This window comes from Spirosoma soli, assembly GCF_042684525.1.
Taxonomy (GTDB): Bacteria; Bacteroidota; Bacteroidia; order Cytophagales; family Spirosomataceae; genus Spirosoma; species Spirosoma soli.
In genome coordinates this window covers 278,092-297,507 of sequence record NZ_JBHULN010000002.1, presented here as the reverse complement: position 1 = coordinate 297,507, position 19,416 = coordinate 278,092, and the positions used below count along the sequence as shown (strand labels likewise).

18 protein-coding genes are annotated in these 19,416 nt (G+C 49.3%); 2 read left to right on the top strand and 16 right to left on the bottom strand.

All coding sequences use genetic code 11. From position 1 onward, the window contains the following. Positions 1 to 23 precede the first annotated feature (23 nt). From ACFSUS_RS04830 to ACFSUS_RS04760, 15 genes are all read right to left on the bottom strand, one after another. Complete coding sequence (locus ACFSUS_RS04830; protein WP_381519850.1) at positions 24 to 1,316, bottom strand: glycosyltransferase family 4 protein; 1,293 nt, start codon at positions 1,314 to 1,316, stop codon at positions 24 to 26. Next, complete coding sequence (locus ACFSUS_RS04825) at positions 1,313 to 2,299, bottom strand: hypothetical protein (protein ID WP_381519847.1); 987 nt, start codon at positions 2,297 to 2,299, stop codon at positions 1,313 to 1,315. Before ACFSUS_RS04825 ends, ACFSUS_RS04830 begins: the two co-directional genes overlap by 4 nt. 96 nt (positions 2,300 to 2,395) lie before the next feature. Beyond that, the gene (locus ACFSUS_RS04820; protein ID WP_381519844.1) at positions 2,396 to 3,205 is read right to left on the bottom strand and encodes an FkbM family methyltransferase; all 810 of its coding nucleotides are present in this window, start codon (positions 3,203 to 3,205) and stop codon (positions 2,396 to 2,398) included. 9 nt (positions 3,206 to 3,214) lie between these two features. Then, entirely contained in the window at positions 3,215 to 4,795 is a 1,581-nt protein-coding gene (locus ACFSUS_RS04815; protein WP_381519841.1) for a lipopolysaccharide biosynthesis protein, read from the bottom strand. Continuing rightward, the gene (gene pseI, locus ACFSUS_RS04810; protein WP_381519838.1) at positions 4,764 to 5,858 is read right to left on the bottom strand and encodes a pseudaminic acid synthase; all 1,095 of its coding nucleotides are present in this window, start codon (positions 5,856 to 5,858) and stop codon (positions 4,764 to 4,766) included. The genes ACFSUS_RS04815 and pseI overlap by 32 nt, the downstream gene beginning before the upstream one ends. Next, positions 5,855 to 6,331 carry a GNAT family N-acetyltransferase gene (locus ACFSUS_RS04805; RefSeq protein WP_381519835.1) on the bottom strand — a complete coding sequence of 159 codons (477 nt, stop codon included), beginning with the start codon at positions 6,329 to 6,331 and terminating at the stop codon, positions 5,855 to 5,857. Before ACFSUS_RS04805 ends, pseI begins: the two co-directional genes overlap by 4 nt. Then, positions 6,328 to 7,353, bottom strand: a complete 1,026-nt coding sequence (gene pseG / locus ACFSUS_RS04800; RefSeq protein ID WP_381519832.1) for a UDP-2,4-diacetamido-2,4,6-trideoxy-beta-L-altropyranose hydrolase — start codon at positions 7,351 to 7,353, stop codon at positions 6,328 to 6,330. Before pseG ends, ACFSUS_RS04805 begins: the two co-directional genes overlap by 4 nt. A gap of 54 nt (positions 7,354 to 7,407) precedes the next feature. Next, complete coding sequence (pseF, locus tag ACFSUS_RS04795) at positions 7,408 to 8,094, bottom strand: pseudaminic acid cytidylyltransferase (RefSeq protein WP_381519829.1); 687 nt, start codon at positions 8,092 to 8,094, stop codon at positions 7,408 to 7,410. Beyond that, positions 8,094 to 8,744: a pseudaminic acid biosynthesis-associated methylase gene (locus ACFSUS_RS04790; protein ID WP_381519827.1), complete on the bottom strand. Its 651-nt coding sequence runs from the start codon at positions 8,742 to 8,744 to the stop codon at positions 8,094 to 8,096. The genes pseF and ACFSUS_RS04790 overlap by 1 nt, the downstream gene beginning before the upstream one ends. Before the next feature lie 27 nt (positions 8,745 to 8,771). Then, entirely contained in the window at positions 8,772 to 9,437 is a 666-nt protein-coding gene (locus ACFSUS_RS04785; RefSeq protein ID WP_381519825.1) for a TylF/MycF/NovP-related O-methyltransferase, read from the bottom strand. Positions 9,438 to 9,519: 82 nt separating this feature from the next. Continuing rightward, positions 9,520 to 11,097 (bottom strand): hypothetical protein, encoded by a 1,578-nt coding sequence (locus ACFSUS_RS04780; protein WP_381519822.1) that lies wholly within the window; start codon positions 11,095 to 11,097, stop codon positions 9,520 to 9,522. Between the two features lie 17 nt (positions 11,098 to 11,114). Then, entirely contained in the window at positions 11,115 to 12,287 is a 1,173-nt protein-coding gene (gene pseC, locus ACFSUS_RS04775) for a UDP-4-amino-4,6-dideoxy-N-acetyl-beta-L-altrosamine transaminase (protein WP_381519819.1), read from the bottom strand. 58 nt (positions 12,288 to 12,345) lie between these two features. Beyond that, positions 12,346 to 13,365, bottom strand: coding sequence for a UDP-N-acetylglucosamine 4,6-dehydratase (inverting) (gene pseB, locus ACFSUS_RS04770; protein ID WP_381519816.1), 1,020 nt, complete (start codon positions 13,363 to 13,365; stop codon positions 12,346 to 12,348). 22 nt (positions 13,366 to 13,387) lie between these two features. Continuing rightward, the gene (locus tag ACFSUS_RS04765; protein ID WP_381519813.1) at positions 13,388 to 14,329 is read right to left on the bottom strand and encodes a hypothetical protein; all 942 of its coding nucleotides are present in this window, start codon (positions 14,327 to 14,329) and stop codon (positions 13,388 to 13,390) included. Between the two features lie 75 nt (positions 14,330 to 14,404). Next, entirely contained in the window at positions 14,405 to 15,355 is a 951-nt protein-coding gene (locus ACFSUS_RS04760; RefSeq protein WP_381519810.1) for a GNAT family N-acetyltransferase, read from the bottom strand. Positions 15,356 to 15,679: 324 nt separating this feature from the next. Here ACFSUS_RS04760 and ACFSUS_RS04755 point away from each other — a divergent pair, with 324 nt between their 5' ends. Next, on the top strand, positions 15,680 to 16,381 hold the full coding sequence (locus ACFSUS_RS04755) for a hypothetical protein (protein WP_381519808.1): 702 nt from the start codon (positions 15,680 to 15,682) through the stop codon (positions 16,379 to 16,381). Between the two features lie 77 nt (positions 16,382 to 16,458). On the opposite strand, the gene ACFSUS_RS04750 is transcribed toward ACFSUS_RS04755, so the two are convergent. Next, a complete protein-coding gene (locus tag ACFSUS_RS04750) occupies positions 16,459 to 17,343 on the bottom strand; it encodes a Ppx/GppA phosphatase family protein (RefSeq protein WP_381519805.1) in 885 nt (294 codons plus the stop codon). A 192-nt stretch (positions 17,344 to 17,535) separates the two neighbouring features. Between ACFSUS_RS04750 and ACFSUS_RS04745 the strand changes: the two genes are divergently transcribed. After that, positions 17,536 to 19,398 (top strand): carbamoyltransferase family protein, encoded by a 1,863-nt coding sequence (locus ACFSUS_RS04745; RefSeq protein ID WP_381519803.1) that lies wholly within the window; start codon positions 17,536 to 17,538, stop codon positions 19,396 to 19,398. Positions 19,399 to 19,416 lie beyond the last annotated feature (18 nt).

Below are 19,416 nucleotides of genomic sequence, written 5' to 3'. Positions count from 1 at the left end.
AGCGAAAGAGTATAACCGCTCTTTCACTCTTTCACCATTTCACTCTTCAATTTCGTGTATAATTCAACATATTGCCCGGCTACAACATCCTCCGAAAACCGGGCTTCGGCAGATTGACGAGCGTTTTGTCGTAAAGCATCGGGTTGTGTATGCATGAGTATAAACGCCAGACCATCGGCTAACTCCTGCGCTGAACCGACTTTGGCAAGGTAGCCATTCTGTCGGTGGTCAATCATTTCGGGAATACCGCCCGTACGAAACCCAACAACCGGCGTACCGCAGGCTAACGACTCAATAACCGTGTTTGGTAGATTATCTTCTAGTGAAGGGACAACCATTACGTCGGCAGCATTATAAGCGGCTACTACCTCTTCTTCGGTCGTTAGAATGCCCAAATGCCGAACCGGATAAGGCAGTTCATCGAACAAATAGGAGCGGCCTTTCCCGAAGACAAGGATTTCGGGCTGTAGATCGGGCTGTTGCTGATGTAACAGTGTTAATGCCTCCGCGAAGTAACGAAAGCCTTTCCGTGAATCTGTCACGTTTGCACTACCGAACAATAGGCGTGGACGATTGTCTTTTGGTAACTCAAAATGGTCATTGGCGGCCGTGCGTTCAATCGGTCGGAACGCATCCTGGTCGATGGCATACGGAATTACCTGAAACGGGAAATTTCGCAAGAGCGTACTGCGTAAACCTTCGTTGGCTAACCAGTGGCTGGGAGGTGTGAAATGAATAGCCGGTTTGTCGAACAGTTTCGTTTTTTGCTCGAAGACACGGTAAGACAAATCTCGCTCGCCGGGTTTTTTCAGGTAGGGACATGAACGGCAGTGCGTCAAAAAATGATCGCATCCGCGCGAGTAATGACAACCACCCGTAAAGGCCCATTGGTCGTGCAAGGTCCACACAATAGGCTTGCCCAGGTCAACTAATGAACGAAGCCCGTCAATGGATAAAAAGCCGAAATTAATCCAGTGCAGGTGCAGGATGTCGGCCTGCATAATAGCGTCGTGAAAGGTTAAGCCTGCGCCGAACACCGCTGGCGAAAACTGAAACCGAACGGATCGATCACGTTCATAGGGCAGAAAGTACAGACGCTCGGCTACGAAACGCCCAAAGGCCAGTTGCTCCGACAAGAGATTACTGGCCAGGTACTGTACATTCGGCGCTGGACGGTGCTTTTCCTGCCGATTCGACGTACCAACGAGCATAGTACTCTCCACCTGCCCGTGTTTTTGCAAGGCCTGATGAAGTCGCGTGGCTGCTACTGCCGCCCCGCCAAAGAGGTGATAGGTGCTAAGGTGTGTAACTCTCACCGGCCCAACAGTTGATTGAACTTCTTGACGACCTCCGGCCAGAAACCAATGCCCCAGACACGCCCCCAGATGCGTCGGCGCGAGTAGGCTTCCATTTCGGCAAAAATGGGGTCCGCAAAACGGCTTTTCGCTTTCTGCGTCAGTATCAGCGCAAAGCCGTGCTGCTTCAGCGTCGTGGCGAAAACCCAGCCGAGCAGTAAGTTCCGTTGGGTAAGCATGGCCTCGTCGGCAAAGCGGTTGAGGTAGGTCATCTCACCCCAAACGGCACTGTTCTTGAGTGAAAAGAGCACAAACTTTTTCAATAATGGCTGGCTTGTGAAACTATCCAGAAGGGCGGGCGTAATGCGCGGTGAGCCCTTTGGTAAAAGCTCTGCCAACCAGTGGCTGCCCGTTTCTTCCATAAACTGCAATACCTTGTACAGCTTATCTTCGCCATCGTAGATAGAGGCAATGCCTGGTTCAAACTCAGCCGTCAGCACCCGACGGGTGCGGTCGTCGCCAAGGTTGCGAAACAACCGTAGATCGGTGCCCTGCGAGTCGGTTTTAAACCAGTCTACCTGCTTTACGTTCAGGCTGTCCAGCGTCGAACGTAGGCTGCGGGTTTTAAGCTGAACAACCTTCGTGGGCTCAAACTTAGGTGCAAAAGCATACTCCTGAATCAGATCGGGCCGGGGCCGCAGCAGACTGGAACAGTGGGGCGATGCAGTTAAGTAGAAGGCTGATGTTTCGGTTTCCTGCTCGGCTGGTTCAGAATCGGTTAATGGTGACCCGGTAACGATATGGTTGAAGGTATATAGCTTACGAAAGTGACTTGACTCGCTTTCGACGTAGCCAAAATCACGATCATCGGCATCGAAAGCAATACAAATCGCATGTTTAGCGAAGGCTTTCCAACGCCCGTGTAACTGCCCCGACGCGCCAATGTCCACCAGAACAGGCGGTTCATTTTGGAATTCAGAGCGGCTTAATATCTTATCAATCATTAGAGAAACGGCATTAAATAGTCATTGGTTGTCATTCGTTGCGAGTTATTGCCTGCAATTAATGCCAATCAACAACTAATCGATGACCAGTAATGACTATGTTCTATACGCAAAAATAGTCAATTGTAAGTCCATGACCGTGTTGCCGCGGTACTGACGATTAATGAGCGGTTTGATACGGTGTTGCGCTGTGTCGACGTAATACCGGAAACCACTTTCGGTTAGTATCTGCAATAACTCGGGCAATGTCTGTGGCTGACCGATGTAGGCATGATATTCGACAAACAGGTTCTGCACGTGAGCCAGGGCATCGCGGCAATCTTTCAAAACGGGTACTTCGGCACCTTCAATGTCAATCTTGAGCATATCGATGCGCAATTCTTGCAGGAGTACATCCCGAAGCCGCACCGATGGTACACGATGAACGTTGGTAGCGACAAATACCGATGAAACGTCATCGCCCGCGCTGCCGAAATCAACGCCCGAATCGTCTGTCCAGACGGCTTTTTCCACGACATCGACATTCGTTACGCCATTAGTGACTAGGTTACTACGTAAGGTCTTTGCGGTTTCAGCATCGGCTTCGTAGGCAACAATCTTTGCCTTAGGATAGTGGCGACTGAAATAAATGACACTTGTACCAATATTCGATCCACAATCGATAATAACGGGTGTAGATGACGATGTTGGAAAGGCATAGCTTTCGTCCACAAAAATCTCTTTCACTTGCCAAAAGAACATCAGGCTGTCCGGCGTTCGGAAGCGCAGTCCGTTGAAAGTCAACGTTGCAGCCTGATTTCGGCGGGTGCCGCCCGCTGTGAGCAGTAACCACAAAAACTTTCGTCCGTTAGCAGAGCTGAGGAGCCGGTAGGCATCAGTAAAGAGAAACGAGAATAATGTTTTCACGGGCGCAAGTTACGGACTGACAGACTTACGACGGTTCAACCAAGCGCCTGTCAGAAGTTGATTTATGTCCGGCGAAATCTTTAAAAAATATATTAAGCCGCCAAAAATTATGGTGATAAAGGCTGAACGTAAGGCTACATCAACTCCTACCTGCCATAAGTTACCGGAAAGATAAGGAGCCTGAACAGCCAGTGCCCACACCAGCAGTCCCACCGCAATAACGGCCAGATTACGCCAGGTAAACGGCTGCAGGCCGAATTTATACCAGACGAATCCGGTGCGGGCAGCATTGAACAACGCCGTCGCAATAGCTGCACCAATCGCTGCACCTTCTAGCCCAAATACGGGAATAAGTGCCCGGGTTGTAGTTATCGTGACGGCAACCATCAGAATAAAAAAAAGTGAATCGAAGGCGTAGTAGCGCGAGGTAGCCAGGATTGTGCCGTTAACACCAGTGGCCATGTCGATCAGTTTACCAAAGCCAATCCAGAGAATGACGTAATAACCCGCTTCGTATCCTTTCGGCAAAACCTCAAACACGCTGGGCAGATTGGCTGCAATACCAACGAATACCAACGTACCAACAACCAGTTGGCTCAAGCAGCTTTTGCGGTAAATATTGGAAATGTTAGCAAGGTCGTTGGCCTTCCATGAATCGGCAATAACTACCCCTGACACTTTGTAAAGCATCGTCGCGGGAGCGGCAATCACCGTTCCAAAGTTGGCGCTGATACTATAAATACCCGTTTGGGCCAGGCCGAGCGCATCGTTCACCAAGTACTTGTCAATGTGCAGAATCACCTGCGACGAAAGGCCGGTAAGCAGGGTTAAAGACGCGTAGCGAAACAGCTCCCGACGTAGTTCGGGTGTTAGTTGCAGTTGCTTCGGATCAAGAGTAAAGTGCCCGTCGCGGATTACTTTGGCGACCATTAAAAGCATCTGCACACCGTATGACCCCATCCACAACGCCAGCAGAGTCGGGAAGGTAATCCAGTCAAACCAGTAGACAATTACGGCGCATAGCAGTAATAAGCGTTGCAGAAACTGCTGAAGAAAGGTACCCGTAACGCTGTCGTAAAGTAGTTTAGCGTAATTATCAAAAAGATTGAAAAACAGCGTAAAAAACGTGAGCGGTATGAGCAGATAATAATACTGCACAAACAGCGCTGACTTCTCAGCGTTCTCGGCTACAATGTATGGCCGGAATGACCAGAGAATGAACACGCTCAGGGCAAATCCCAGCAGCGATACGCCTGAGGCTAATAACAGAAAACCGCCGTGCCCCTGCTCATAATTTCGGAAATAGGGGAAATAGCGACCTCCGGCCCCGTTAATACCAAGATTTGAAAATTGCGTTAGGATAATAGATAACGCGATCAGCAAACCAATCAGGCCGTTCTGGTCGGGAGTAAGAACCTTAGGCAACAGCAAGCCCATCGTCACAAAGCCGATGACGATGCCCGCGTACGTGAAAATCGTTCCCTGAATGGTTTGCCGCTTGATGATACCCATTATAAAGAGTGAAAGAGCGAGTGAGTGAAAGAGTGAAAAGCCAATGTCAGGCGCTCTTCCACTCTTTCGCTCTTTCACTCTTTACAACTAAAGACCAGCTGAGGGCCGTTCCTGCTGGAATGTCTTGTGTTGCAGTTTGCCCCAGAATGTCGTCGTAATAGCGCGTATGGAGACCATTGGCCGGGCGGATGCTCCGAACGTTCTCGGGTGTAAATGGCTCACCCGCCTGTACGTCTTTCACTACGTACAACGACCGCTTAAATTGCAGGCTCTTTTCCTCTTTCGGCGTCATGGTGTAGCTAACCTGTCCCATTGCCAGGAACGCCCGTTCCGTTTCGATAACCAGACTGTGTAGTTCTTCAGGTTCGAGCGAAAAGGCCGAGTCAACACCTCCATCGGCTCGGCGGAGCGTAAAATGTTTCTCGATGACAACGGCTCCCAAAGCTACCGCAGCTACCGATGCGCCAATGCCCATCGTGTGGTCCGACAGACCCACCGGTACGTCGAACAACTGCCGCATATGAGGAATCGTGAGCAAATTGGTAGTTTCAGGTGTGGCGGGGTAAGTGCTGGTACACTTTAGCAGAATAAGGTCTTTGCAGCCATTGGCACGTAAGACCTTCACCGACTCGTCGAGGTCGGCAACGGTTGAAACGCCCGTGCTCATGATGACGGGTTTCCCCGTCTGGGCTACCTTCTTAAGAAGAATGTGATCCGTGTTTTCGAAGGAAGCGATCTTATAGAGAGGTACGTCGAGCGATTCGAGGAAATCAACGGCCGTTGTATCGAACGGGGAGCTAAAGGCAACCATGCCATGTTGCTGCGCTCGTTCGAAGATTGGTGCGTGCCACTCCCAGGGCGTGTAAGCCTGCTCGTACAGCTTATACAAATTTTTGTCGGCCCACAGCGACTTAGCATCGCGGATGTAAAATTCCTCCGAAGCTCCGTTGAACGTAATGGTGTCGGGCGTGTAGGTCTGCAATTTAAGGGCGTGGGCACCCGCCTTTGCTGCAGCATCGACTAGTTCGAGAGCCCGGTCAAGCGACTGATTATGATTGCCCGACATCTCGGCGATAATGAAGGGCCGGTGCGACGGGCTGATTGTATAAGTAGCAACCTGAATCGGTTGGTGTTGGCTCATGCAGGTAATGTGTAAACTAAGCTCTTAACCGCAAATTTATCGCTTTCGTGCGAGAATGTGAACCCGGCCTTCTCGAACGACCGAATAGATGCTTGGTTATCAAGCTTAATGTAAGCGTGAATGGTAACGTCGCCCCACGTCTTGCGACAGGCTTTGCAGCCTTGTCTTATCAACTCGCTGGCTAAACCTTTACCCCGCTGGTGAGCGTCGACTGATACGCCGATGATGATTTCGTCGGGCATATCAGCAACTGGTGTGCGCTCGAACCGAACCTGTCCAACGGGGTGATTTGACTCGTTCTCAAATACCAGCATCAACGTATTGGAATCCGTGAGTTTTCGAGTGAACCAGGACGTATGAGTTTCCAGCGAAATCGGAGCCGAATTGAACGACTGCCGCCGTGTATCCGGGTCATTTGCCCAGGCATAGTACAACTGGGCGTCGTCGGGTTGGGCTAATCGGTGATGAATCATAGGCGATTAAACAGATCTCGAAAACGCTCGGGCGAGCGACCATCAAACAATCGGCGTTGGTTAGCAAGCGTATCGGTTACGTTCTCCGGAGAGAACTGAAAGGATTGAATGGCCAGTTTGAGCAGTTTGTCTAAAGCGATGACAGGCGTTAACCGAGTCAGTAAAGTTGGAAAATTAACTGATAACGCCAGCTTTTCTTCGGACAAAAACTGCGCGATACGAGCCTGATTTTCCGCCGTAACAATCCCAATCAATGGCCGATTGACAGCACAAACTTCGTAGGCGACGGTGCTACAAGCTGTGATAGCTAAACTGCACTGCATTAATTCGTTCACCATCTGGCTGGCAGACAAATTTTGTAAAATAGCCAGGTTTGGTAAATGAGCTCGAAAAGCTTCAATAGCAGTCCGGTTAGGGTGAAATGGGCCTAAAACAATCCGTACGGGTAAAGTTGAATCTACCTGCTGAATCGCTTCAAGCACCGTCAGCGAGGTATTCTGCGGATCGGCTCCGCCCAGACTAACGAAAATGGGCCCGTCGACTGGCGGCTCTCCGAAGCCATCTGGCTTTAAAAACTCTGACCGAAGTAAAGCGTAATGCGGACCTAAACAGAATTGAGTATAAGGCTCCGCGTCGTAATCGGTTGGCCGAACACCACCAGCGTGGTTGATGATGACGTCAGCTACGTAATGACCCGTGACTAAGTCGTCAATGACTACCAGCTTTCGAGCACGCGAACGGACACTATTTTGAAACGATTTGTCGAACGAGTAGCCATCCAAAACGACAATGTCATCGGGAATAATACTATCCAGAAAAACAGTTTCTACCGATGAAGTTGGTAACGGATCGACTGTTAAACCGGCTGTTTCCATCAAAGCCCGAACGTCTGGGGCTGGGTCAACGATTGCCAATCGCATCGAAAATTGATCGCTCAGTATATTGGCTAAAGCCAAACAGCGCATGACATGCCCCAGGCCAATTTGAGCGTTACCATCGGCGCGGAAAAGGAGTTGCTTCATGGATATGTGTTGCTAAGTAGATAAAACCGCACCGGCCGGGTCATCGTCGGATTACTATCCTTTTCTCATTCGATACTTGAGCTCTGCTATGGCCCAGTCGTCTTCGGTGTCAATATCCTGAGCTGCCACTTCGGCAATGATGATGCCCCCTGAGTTTTCGGTAATCAGGCGCTGATTAGCCTGAAACGCGCCAACATTGAAGAAGTAAAATTGGCCCGCGTCGTGGTAAGCGGGTTCTAAATCCTGCGAACGCGTCATAGCATGTTCAGGGTGCAACCACTGCACTTTCCCGTCTCGCAGTAACACCGCCCGTTGAATGGGAAAACTAAAACGCTGTACCGGATAAACGGTATCGAATTGCTGCTCTGTTAGAGAAGAGAATGCACCCTGAAGTAAGGCTGGCGTAACGAATGGCGCAGTAGGGTAGAGGCAACAGGCGTATTCGAAATTTTTGTCCTGATCAGTGTATTGGCTCAGTACTTCGCGCAGTACATCGGCAGTCGAAGCAAAGTCATCAGCCGTTTCGGGTCGACGCATAAACGGTACAACAGCGCCGTAATGACGGGCAACATCCGCGATTTCGGTATCGTCGGTCGAGACCATTACTTCATCAAACAGACCCGACTGCAAAGCGGCCTCAATCACATAGGCAATAATGGGCTTGCCCAAAAAAGGTCGGATGTTTTTGCGAGGAATGCGCTTGCTGCCGCCCCGGGCCGGAATGATGGCAATGACGGACATCAGGCTACTTTCCCAAGCAAGTACATACTATCGACATTACCCTGCTCGGCCGCCGTTACATACGGGAACAAACTCTGTTTTACCATACGTAATTCCGGGAACTGCTGCTCGAAAAGTTTTCCATAATCGGCCTTCCACAAAAATCCTTCATTTCCCCGGTACGGAATCGCTTTTAGCTCGTCGTTGTAGTACTCAAAGCCCCAGATAAACCGACGGCTACAACGAACCATTTCGCTCATGAACTTCGGCAGATCGTTAGGGGCGATGTGAATCAATACGCCGTTTGTGCAGACTACGTCGAAAAAACCGTCGCGGAAGGGCAAGTCAAATCCCGATCCCTGAATGATGTTAATGCCGGTGGTGTGTTGCTTTGCTTTCTCAACAGCGTAAGGCTGGAGCTCAACACCGTATAAGTTGGTGAAGCCCATGCTCTGTAAACCGCGGAGCTGCATGCCGGTGTTGCAACCTACTTCCAGTATGCGGGCGTCGCGGGGCAAGTCGTTAATGAATTGCGCATTAATGTCAATTTTGGTCAGACCCCAGGTTTGCCGGTAAAAATCGTCCCATGCCTGCGGATCATAGGTGTTACGGTCTGTGTATTGCTGACCGAAATCACTGGACCAAAATTGCTCTTGTTGTGTATTGATCATTGGTTTACAATATGAGGTGAGGCTTCGTTATTTCTTAACCACGTAACAAGGGGTAATGGCGAACGGAAGCCGCTTGATGTCAACGGGCTTGTCGGCAAAGAATTCTTCAACGGCCGCGTTGGCACCGGGAAACACGTTGGCGTAGTCGTCCAGCAGGATCACCCCGCCCCGAACCACCCGATCGTACAGGTGGGTAAGCACGGCTTTGGTAGGCTCATAGACATCCACGTCAATGTTTAAGAACGAGATGCGTAATTCAGGGTGCTGCTCCACATAAGCTGGAATGGTCTGGCAGACGTCGCCTTGCACCAACTCGACGTTCTGATCTGACTTTTTGTGTCGCAATACTTCCATAAGCTGATCGGGGCTGATGCCCTGTTCGCCCGAATCGGCAATGAATTTAGAGCGCCATTTCTGATCACCTTCGAACGCCGTTTCTGGGAATTCACCAAAGGCGTCAAATCCAATGATTTTTTTAGCCGCCGGATTGCTTAACAACTGCCGGAACATCGCAAAACGCACGAACGAAGCTCCTTTAAAAACGCCACACTCAACAATGGCTCCAGGCAAGTCAACCGTCAGTTTATAGAGTTCGTAATGGGCCAGCACTTTCGCCATTCGGCTGCTATCTGCGGAGAGATAAAAGTTGTTTTCGTACTCGAACGATTTGCTGAAATCGGGCAGTTGAATCATTAGTTGTAGGCATTGGTGGTCATTAAGTGGTCATTGATTGTCATTTATCGTGCTCTACAACAAATGACCACTTAATGACTATTTAAAAAACATGGTCGGCAGCGACGGCACCGTTCGCGTGAAAATCAAAATAGAAACCGTTGACGTAGGGATTGTCGGCCTGAGCCGCTACCCATCCCGATGCCCCACCGAAGAAAGCCGCTAACTCCGAATCTTCAGCCAAAGCAAGTCGACGCTGACCGTTGGCAGGAATGAATAGCGTACGCGTTAGGACCTCGTTGTCGGCTTCGCGGTGAAAGGTTAACTGAACCGTGGCCGGACGGTCATAATGTTTCAAAGGTGATCCATTGGTAAACGCAATTTCTGACTCACCCACATTGACAAACGGGGCCCAACGGAACGTGCCTCCTTTTTTCAGTACGTTTGGATTGCCCAACGAGGGCGCAAAGCACACGTTTGACGGTAGCTCGGCCGGGCGGTTCTGATAGCCAACATTGAGCCCGAACTTCAACCGGGTTGGAATCCGGCTTTTATCGTCCCAGTTCGCGTAAACACTCACGAGGGTAGCCGCATGAGGGTCAATTTGTAGTGACTCGGCAATGGTACCAAGATCAAGCGGCTGATAAAGGTTATCATCACTTGCAACAAGCTGGTAGTCCGAAGCTGAGTTTAACAAATGACCGTCGTTGTCAAAGAAGTCGAATGTAAGCCGGAAGTTAGAGGGTGAAAACGTCGGGTAAACGACCAAGCGGGTGTAGCGTCCGTCGGTAATATACAGCGGAACCAGGACTGATGCATCATGAAAAGCCTCATCGAGCCGGTTCCAGTACGATTGCACATCACTGAACGGCGAGCAGTCGTAATACGAATGCGTAATGCTGATTGACGCTGTACGGGTGTCAAAATTGCCAACGGTGAAGCGCGGGAAAAAGCCTTCGAAGTTATGCCCCAGTTTAATGGTACCGGCCGCGTCGCCGAGCCAATCGTGCAGCGGCAGATGATCCTTTAGTTCAAGAAAACGCGTTTCGAAGGCTGCCAGTGGAGCCAGCGTAAATGTGCCATCAAACAACTTTCCCTGCTGATCAATGACCTGATATGTCAGCGTTGGATTATCGTTAGCGATCGGTCCGTTGGTGAAGCCTACAAACGGCGACAGTGTGTCGCTGCCGTAAATATCAAAACCGGATTCGCGGGCCTGATACGTTTCATTCTGGCGTAGATCCTCAATGTCGTTATACACCCGACCAACGGTATGAACGGCTGTGCTGAATGTGTCGGAATAATAAACTAGCACGAAAGCCGGATAGGGGAAAATCAGGTCCTGCGTGGAGAAAATTTCCAGCTCCAGCGAGCCGGTGAAATCGTCGCCAATCAGGTCTGCAAATTCATTCAGTTGAATTGAATAGGCTTTCGCTGAATTGACACATAGATACTTGCGGCCAACGACTTCGCCCGGTTGATTGCGAAGTGTATACAGTAAGCCAATCTCGCGAATATGTCGTTTCAGGAGCCAATAGCCCATAAAAATGACTTTCGACGAGTATTGACTATTATGCAACACCGGAAAAATCGCTGACGACCGAAAGACGGGCTTCCGTTTCAGGTCAATCGTTTCGCCGACACTCTGAGTGGCTTGTAAGTGGCTATAATACGAGCGCATGATTACAATGATTTATGTCAACGACAAAACTCAAGCACTGAAGCTATAACGTACGTTTGTTCTTCATCCGTGAGCGTCGGAAACATGGGTAAGCTTAAACAACGCGCGTAATACTGTTCCGCGTTCGGAAGGTCGCCGGGTTTCCAACCAAATTGCCGGTAATACGGCATCAAATGCACCGGAATGTAATGCACCTGCGCCATGATATTTCGAGTTCGTAAAAAGTCGTATAAACCCTTGCGATCATCCACTTGGATTACATAAAGATGATACGCATGGTTTACGCCTTCGGGCGGCACAATGGTCGTGATGTTCGTACCAGCAAACGCATCATCGTAGCGTTTGGCAATCTCACGTCGACGGTCGAGCATAGCATCGACACGCTGCAACTGACTCGTTCCCAGGGCTGCCTGCATGTCGGTCAGGCGGTAGTTGTAGCCCAGTTCCTGAAGTTCCATATACCACCCACCGCGCTCGGGCTCTCCAGCATAAGGCTCCGTAAAGTCGCCGGGCTTGTTGGTGATGCCGTGCGTTCGGAGCCGGAGCAAGTGTTTGTACAGGACTTCGTCGTTGGTGGTAATCATCCCGCCTTCACCTGCGGCAATGTGCTTAACGGGGTGGAAACTGAAAATCGCCAACTCCGCCAGCGATCCGTCACCACATCGGTGCGCCAGGCCCTGTGCATCAACGAACGAGCCACCCGGCGAATGACAGCTATCTTCCAGCAGCCATAACCCGTATTCGTCCGCCAGTTCACGAAACGCTGTTAAGTCGACTGGGTAACCCGCGAAATCAACCGGTATGATGCCTGCAAAGTAACCTTTAGGATGCTGTTCGATGAGCCTTCTGACGGCGTTTACGTCCAGCAGGGCTGTATCTGGATCAATGTCTGCGAAATAGACCTCACCACCACAGTAGCGAACGCAGTTTGCCGATGCCGAAAACGTAATAGGCGTAGTAATGACGCGGGTCCCTTCCGTAACGCCGAGTGCCATGCAACACAGGTGCAACGCAGCCGTACCGTTAGCAACAGCCACGGCATAACGACAGCCAATGTATTCAGCAAAAGCTGTCTCGAAAGCGTTAATGTGTGGGCCTTGAGTTAGAAAAGGACCGCGCAAGACATCCGCCACGGCGTCAATATCGTCGTCCGTGATGTGCTGGCGGCCGTATGGAATGGCTTGATTCATGAGTAAGGCGGGTGGGAACCCGCTTTAGTAACGTTACAGAGGACAGACTTCGTCCACCTTACGCAACAGAAAAACTTGGATCAACGTGCTCACGAATCTGCTCCCGTAACTGCTCAACATTTAGCCAGTCGGTGTTGGTACCCGAGTTGTACTTAAAGCCCATGTCAACCGTCCGACCGTTGAACGCTTTCAAGTAGTCGTCTACGCTCCAAGTTGGTGTCGATGGAGTGATTACATAATATTTATCTGTTTCAACGGTGTTCAAGGCGTCGGTTTCGGTAATCATCTCCTCGTGTAGCTTTTCCCCAGGACGAATACCCACAATGCGCTGCTCGCAGTCAGGGCCAATAGCCGTTGCTACGTCGGTAATACGGTACGATGGAATCTTGGGTACATATATCTCACCCCCCCAGGCATGTTCCAGCGCGTACAACACCATTTCTACGCCTTCTTCGAGCGAGATATTAAAACGCGTCATGTCAGGATGCGTGATGGGTAACACACCTTCTTTACGTTTTTCCAAAAAGAAGGGCACTACTGAACCACGCGAGCCGATCACGTTACCGTAACGAACGACCGAAAATCGTAGGTCGCGGCTACCTTTCATATTATTAGCCGCTACGAAAAGTTTGTCAGAGCAGAGCTTAGTAGCACCGTAGAGGTTGATTGGAGCCGCTGCCTTGTCGGTCGAAAGCGCCACTACGCGCTGTACACCGTTGTCCAACGCGGCATTGATAACGTTTTCGGCACCAAACACGTTGGTTTTGATGCACTCCATTGGATTATACTCAGCAGCGGGCACTTGCTTCAGGGCAGCCGCGTGGATAATTATATCCACCCCTTCACAAGCCCGTTTGAGCCGCTCGCCATCGCGCACATCGCCAATAAAAAACCGGATGGATTTGTATTTCGATTGCGGATAGTGCTGCGCCATTTCGAACTGTTTCAGTTCGTCACGCGAATACACAACCAGGCGTTTGAGGTTTGGGTACCGTTCGTACACCATTTCAACGAATTTTTTGCCGAAGGAGCCGGTTCCGCCTGTAATCAGAATTGATTTATTAGTTAAGTCAAGCATGTTTTGAAGAGTAAGTCAGGTCTTATGAGTTGGTTTTCGTTTCGTCGCTTAGTTCGCTGACGGATTGGTTACCTGACCGGTTGAGTTGTACGCGTTCGAACGCGTCAATGTAACTTTTAGCACTGGCGTTCAGGATCCGGACGCCTTTGTAATCAGCGTACTCCCGGAGCATTTCATAGCCACGAAAGACCTTATGTAATGACAGAAATTGACTGGCCATTGTAAACGTCTTCGTTCGGTGTGGGTCGCTATAAACCGGGGCAAACGCAGCGTCTTTGGGCTTATCGTAAAAGTGAATTTGTTTGATCAAAAGCTGGTTCTGGTCGTCTATCCGAATCTGTTCATGCCAGGAGGTATCTGCCCCGAATAAGAAAATCTGTTTAAAACCACGGTTAATCGACAGGTTCAGTGCCGTAACAATAACCGTCTGCGCTTGCAACATCCCCATGTTCGTGCTGTAAAGCCAATGCCTGAACCAGGCAAAACCCCGCACAATGGTTGGGTTATAATACACTATTTTGATAACGGGATTGCCGACTTCAACCTTACGAATGAAGTAAGACCCTTTGCCAAAGTTAGGCACGAACAGGCGCATCGGCCAGTCGACCCGGCTAATCAAAGCGGCTATAATTTGGTGCAGATCTTCGCGTCCGACGGTCGTTTCGTTGAACGTAAAACAGTTTGGATCGGCCAGTACGTAGTTAGCCGGGCGAAGCCGCGTAAAGTGGTCCGTAGCCGCAAAAAAATTCACACACACCAACTCCGTTTCCAGCAGGAAATCGAGGTGATTGGCCAGGGAGTCGCTCAACGAAGGCCCATTGCCCAGGACCGAGCAGTAGGGCTGTTCCGGAGCAGGCAATGAAACACCCCAACGCGAGCGTATCAGTATCTTTGCCAGCGATAGCAACGAATGCGTCAGGTTTGAGATAAAGGTAACTGCCGAGTTAAAGGCGACTTCAAGCATTAACGTATGCCACCCAGTGTACTGGATATTTGGTGTTTTTCTACAAAATTACGCAAAAAAACGCTGGCAACCCGTTCATAACTGCTTCTCGAAAGTCAGCTTTGACGACTCCTGAGCACCGAGGTTTCGTTTAAAGCGCATCAGGCTCGGTTTAGGTTGATGATTCCCGTCGAGTGATACGCCAAGATCAAGTAAGCGAATGCCTTGCTGCTGACAATACGTGTACAAGCCGTTAACAAGCATAACCATCGGACTGAATGTGTTGTAGTCAGGATTGGAAGCGGGCAGGAAATTGTACAGAATATCTTCCCGTACTCGTACAACTACACTCAAAGCCGTGATCACTAAGCCATGATTGACGACAAAAACTCTAAATTCATCGGGAAATCGCTTAAGCAGATCGGCTAATCGTGCCGTGCTTATTGAAAGAGGGTAGTTTCTTGCGTGGAGAATGTCGCTTATGAATGAAATGACAGCATCGATGTCAGGGTCCATCCATTGCCTGAATACAAAACCAGCTTGTTGGCATTTCCGCAACCGACGGCGTTCTGCCGCAATCAGAACCTCGTCATAAGGCGTGCTGGTTACGGGTAAATAAGCGTTTGCGTAGCTTCTTGTAAGGTTAAAGCCTTGTTGCACAAGCAACTTTATCAGCCGGTTTGCCTGTTGAGGAGCGTAACAATGGGGGTAATTGATAAGGCGTAGGATAATCGCGCCCGTAGCCGTGGCTGTTTGAGTAAGCGTTTGAACAAACTTGTTCAGTACAGAATCTGGCAAGGATTCCGCGAATTCAATTGATCCGAAGGGTGCGGCCGTTGGACTAACCGCTTCGGTGGACTGTACAAAAAAAGCGCAACGAGCTTCGGCCAGCCGGGTGCTGCAATTCACAGCGGTAATTAGGTGGAAGCAGCCATTGTGCTGCTGCCGTAGATGAGTTTCCTCATTGAAGAAAAAGCCACGCTCAAAGTAGGCAGGAATGGCGTCGGCTGATGGATGCTGCTGATGTAAGATGCGGTATTGTGTCATGCATTCGCAAAGTAGCCGAACAAGCCTGATAAGCGTTGGGTATTGGCTAGCTCATAGATTTATTCGTCAAAATCTAACAAAAGTCATAGTTCTGAAAGAAGACGAATGAAAGGCTAAAAGTTATGAAACGTAGTAGTCGTAACGTTGAGGGTAAACTAGTTAATGATTAGTTAGACATAAGCTATAAAGTGTATTCGTATTAAGAAAAATAGTAAAATAATGCCATTGGTAACTAGCTAACGTATTGAAGTGACCTCGCAAACGGCGTCGGGTCGTAATGAAATAACAGGCCAAATTACACGATAGGTTAATACCTAGACTGATATGAGTGAACCTTTTACGCCCAATGTCCGAGGAGCAAGTAGAGAGCTTGGTTTTGTACGTCGATTCACAAGCGTATTGAGATCTCTTGAAAAGGGCAGCATTATTTTTTTGTATCCACACCATTTATTAAATAAATCAGGCTGGTTGGTACTGCTGGCCAGCCTGATTTTTACCGCAAATTCACAGGCGCAAACGCATGATCTTAGGCTAGAAAATACGAAGCCACAGGCTATGTTAGCCATTAACAGAGTAATAAGAATACAGAATAACCACTTACCAGTCAACCAGCGCACAGAAGATTGCCCAACGATTACGAACACCAATATAACCGCACTTTCGGTGTGCTCAGGTCAACTGGTTGATGGTCTGCAAGTAAACACGAGCGCAACGAATCCGCCTTATGTGATTGAGTTTGTTCGTTTCGATTCTGCTCAAGCAAACCCTTATCTAGGCAAAAACGGTGTTCACTTGGGAGAGATACATCCGTTTGATGGTAAAGCCACTGCAACAGACGTGCCGTTTCCAGAAAATACGACCGTAGTTGACAAGGTATATTACGTGTACGCTTGCCTGAAACCAGAACCTGATATTTCTGTATGTAGTCCCTTTGCGCTAATCACGGTAACTATTAATCCCAGGCTAACCACATGTTTACCGTTGGTTATTCGGAAGACTAAACGCGCCTTTAGCGCGCAGCGATAGGGCTGTAGGCGCCGTAAAAACAAAAAGCCAACCTGATTAGGATGGCTTCCTTTGTAGCAATCAATGGATAACAAGGACTATATTCGTTTCTTTTTAACGAGCTGCGAATACACTAATTGAATGATCCCATCTTTAAGCCCTAAATCTGGAACAATGATCTGTTGGGCACCGGCCCAGCGCATAACCGAAATATAGATGTCGGCCGCTGGAACGATGACGTCGGCCCGGTCGGCATTCAAACGTAGTTTATTGATACGGTCCTCCTGACTGAAACCGGCAATGTAATTTCGAATGCGTTCTATTTCCGAGAGTGTGGTATCGGCCTCCGAGGTTTTCGAGGCCAGATTGAACAGCTTGCTGATGTTGCCGCCTGTGCCCACTGCCACAATCTCCTGTGAGGAGTCTACGTTCTCTTCAACCCAATCTTCAATTTTGCGCCAGGCTCCTTTGGTTTCTTTTCCTTCGAGTAGTCGCACCGAACCAATCTTGAATGATTTAGAGTTAATCTTCTGGCGGTTCTTATAAATATTCAACTCCGTACTGCCGCCCCCCACGTCAATGTGTAAAAATTGACGATCATCCAGGGCCTGAACAACGACATTGTTGATCAGTTCGGCTTCCTTCTGACCGTCGATGATGTGAATCTTTACCCCTGTAGCTGCCTCTATGCGCTTGGCAATTTCGTGACCGTTGGAGGCTTCCCGCATAGCAGAGGTTGCACAAGCCATATACTCTTCAACTTCATGAAGCTCCATGAGCAGTTTGTAAACCTGCATCAGTTTAGTCGTACGCGCTTCGCTTTCAGGCGTCAATTCGCCAAAATTAAACACATCATGACCCAATCGGAGCGGGAACCGAACGTATTCGACGCGCTTGAAGCTAACGACATCGTCGTTGTGTAATATCGTTGAAATTTGCAGGCGAGCTGCGTTAGAACCGATGTCAATGGCTGCCAGTTTCACAATAACGAAGTGTAACGTAAGGTTGTATTCAGAAGGCCAAAGGTACCATTTTTTGTAAACGATTGCAGTTGGTCCTCCTGGCTGACCGATCACTCAAAGCTACTGTTGAAAACTAAAAAGTGCCGTTTAGCGGTGCGGAACTTTCCCCCGATTCTCATACCTTTGTTGTCCATTAAGGTTTATGTGCTGATAATGAATATTTTAGGAATCTCGGCTTTTTATCACGACTCAGCAGCTGCTTTAATCGAAGATGGAAAGATTATAGCTGCCGCTCAGGAAGAACGATTCACTCGCAAAAAGCACGATCCCAATTTCCCTAGCAACGCCATTCGGTACTGCCTGGAGTATGGTGGAATTTCTCTCAATAAACTAGATGCTATCGTCTTCTACGATAAGCCCCTGTTGAAGTTCGAACGGCTGCTTGAAACGTATTACACGTTTGCTCCCAAGGGACTTTCGTCTTTCCTGAAAGCCATGCCAGTCTGGATGAAAGACAAGTTGTTTTTGAAACGGCTGATTCGCGACGAACTCGAAGCTATAGGCTACGATAAGAAAAAACCAGTCAAACTACTGTTTCCGGAACACCATCTTTCCCATGCGGCCAGCGCCTATTATCCGTCCGCGTTTGACAAAGCCGCTATCCTGACGCTTGATGGAGTAGGGGAGTGGGCCACCGCGTCCATTTGCCTGGGTGAAGGACCGAACATCACGAGCCTGAAAGAATTGCACTTCCCGCACTCGCTAGGGTTGTTGTATTCAGCCTTTACATACTTTCTGGGGTTTCGGGTAAACTCGGGTGAGTACAAATTAATGGGCTTGGCACCCTACGGTAATCCGAGTTCTCCCGATGTCACTCGTTACGTCGAAACCATTAAAAAAGAACTCGTCGAGTGCAAAGAAGATGGATCGATCTGGCTGAATCAGGACTATTTTGATTACGCGACGGGCCTGCGGATGGTACACGAAAAGAAATGGGAGGCATTGTTTGGCTTTCCGAAACGTAACCCTGACGACGAACTTACGGCTGAGCATTGTAACCTTGGCCTGGCTATCCAGCATGTAACCGAAGATATCGTTATTAACATGGCTCGTGAAGCGAAGCGGCTGACTAATACGGATAACCTAGTATTGGCCGGCGGTGTAGCGCTGAACTGTGTCGCTAACGGGAAGCTTCAGAAGTCGGGTGTATTTAAGAATGTTTTTATTCAACCGGCCGCGGGTGATGCAGGTGGTGCACTGGGTGCAGCCTTGGCAGCTTACCACATTTACTTCGGGAAAGAGCGTGTTGTTGATTACAAGAGCGATGCCATGTATGGTTCATACCTCGGCCCAACGTTCTCCGATCTGGATGTGGAGCTAATGGCCAAGAAGTACAAAGCCGTTTATACCCGGTTTGATGACTTTACGAAGCTCAGCGAAGAGGTAGCTCGCGTTTTGGCCAGTGAGAACGTAGTTGGCTGGGTACAGGGCCGTATGGAGTTTGGGCCGCGGGCGTTGGGTGGCCGAAGTATTCTGGGCGACCCACGTAGCGCCGAGATGCAGAAGAAATTAAACCTGAAAATTAAATACCGCGAATCGTTCCGGCCGTTTGCTCCATCGGTGCTGGCCGAGGATTGCGCTGATTATTTTGAATACGATGGCACCTCGCCGTACATGTTGCTGGTCCACCCCGTAACAGAAAAGCGTCGGATGCCTTTGCCCGCCAATTATGACAGCCTGTCATTGCGGGACAAGCTGTATTTTCAACGTTCGGACCTGCCGTCCATCACCCACATCGATTTTTCGGCCCGCATTCAGACTGTCCACCGGGAAACAAATCCCCGTTACTGGCAGCTGATCGATTCCTTCAAAAAATTGACGGGTTATGGTGTTATCGTGAACACGAGTTTCAATGTACGGGGCGAGCCAATCGTTTGTACGCCCGATGATGCGTATCGGTGCTTTATGCGTACTGAAATGGATTATGTGGTCATTGGCAATTATGTGTTCGATAAACGCCAGCAGCCTGAGTGGCAGGAAAAGGATAACTGGAAGGAAGAGTTCGTACTGGATTAATGCTTATCACACTAAGGT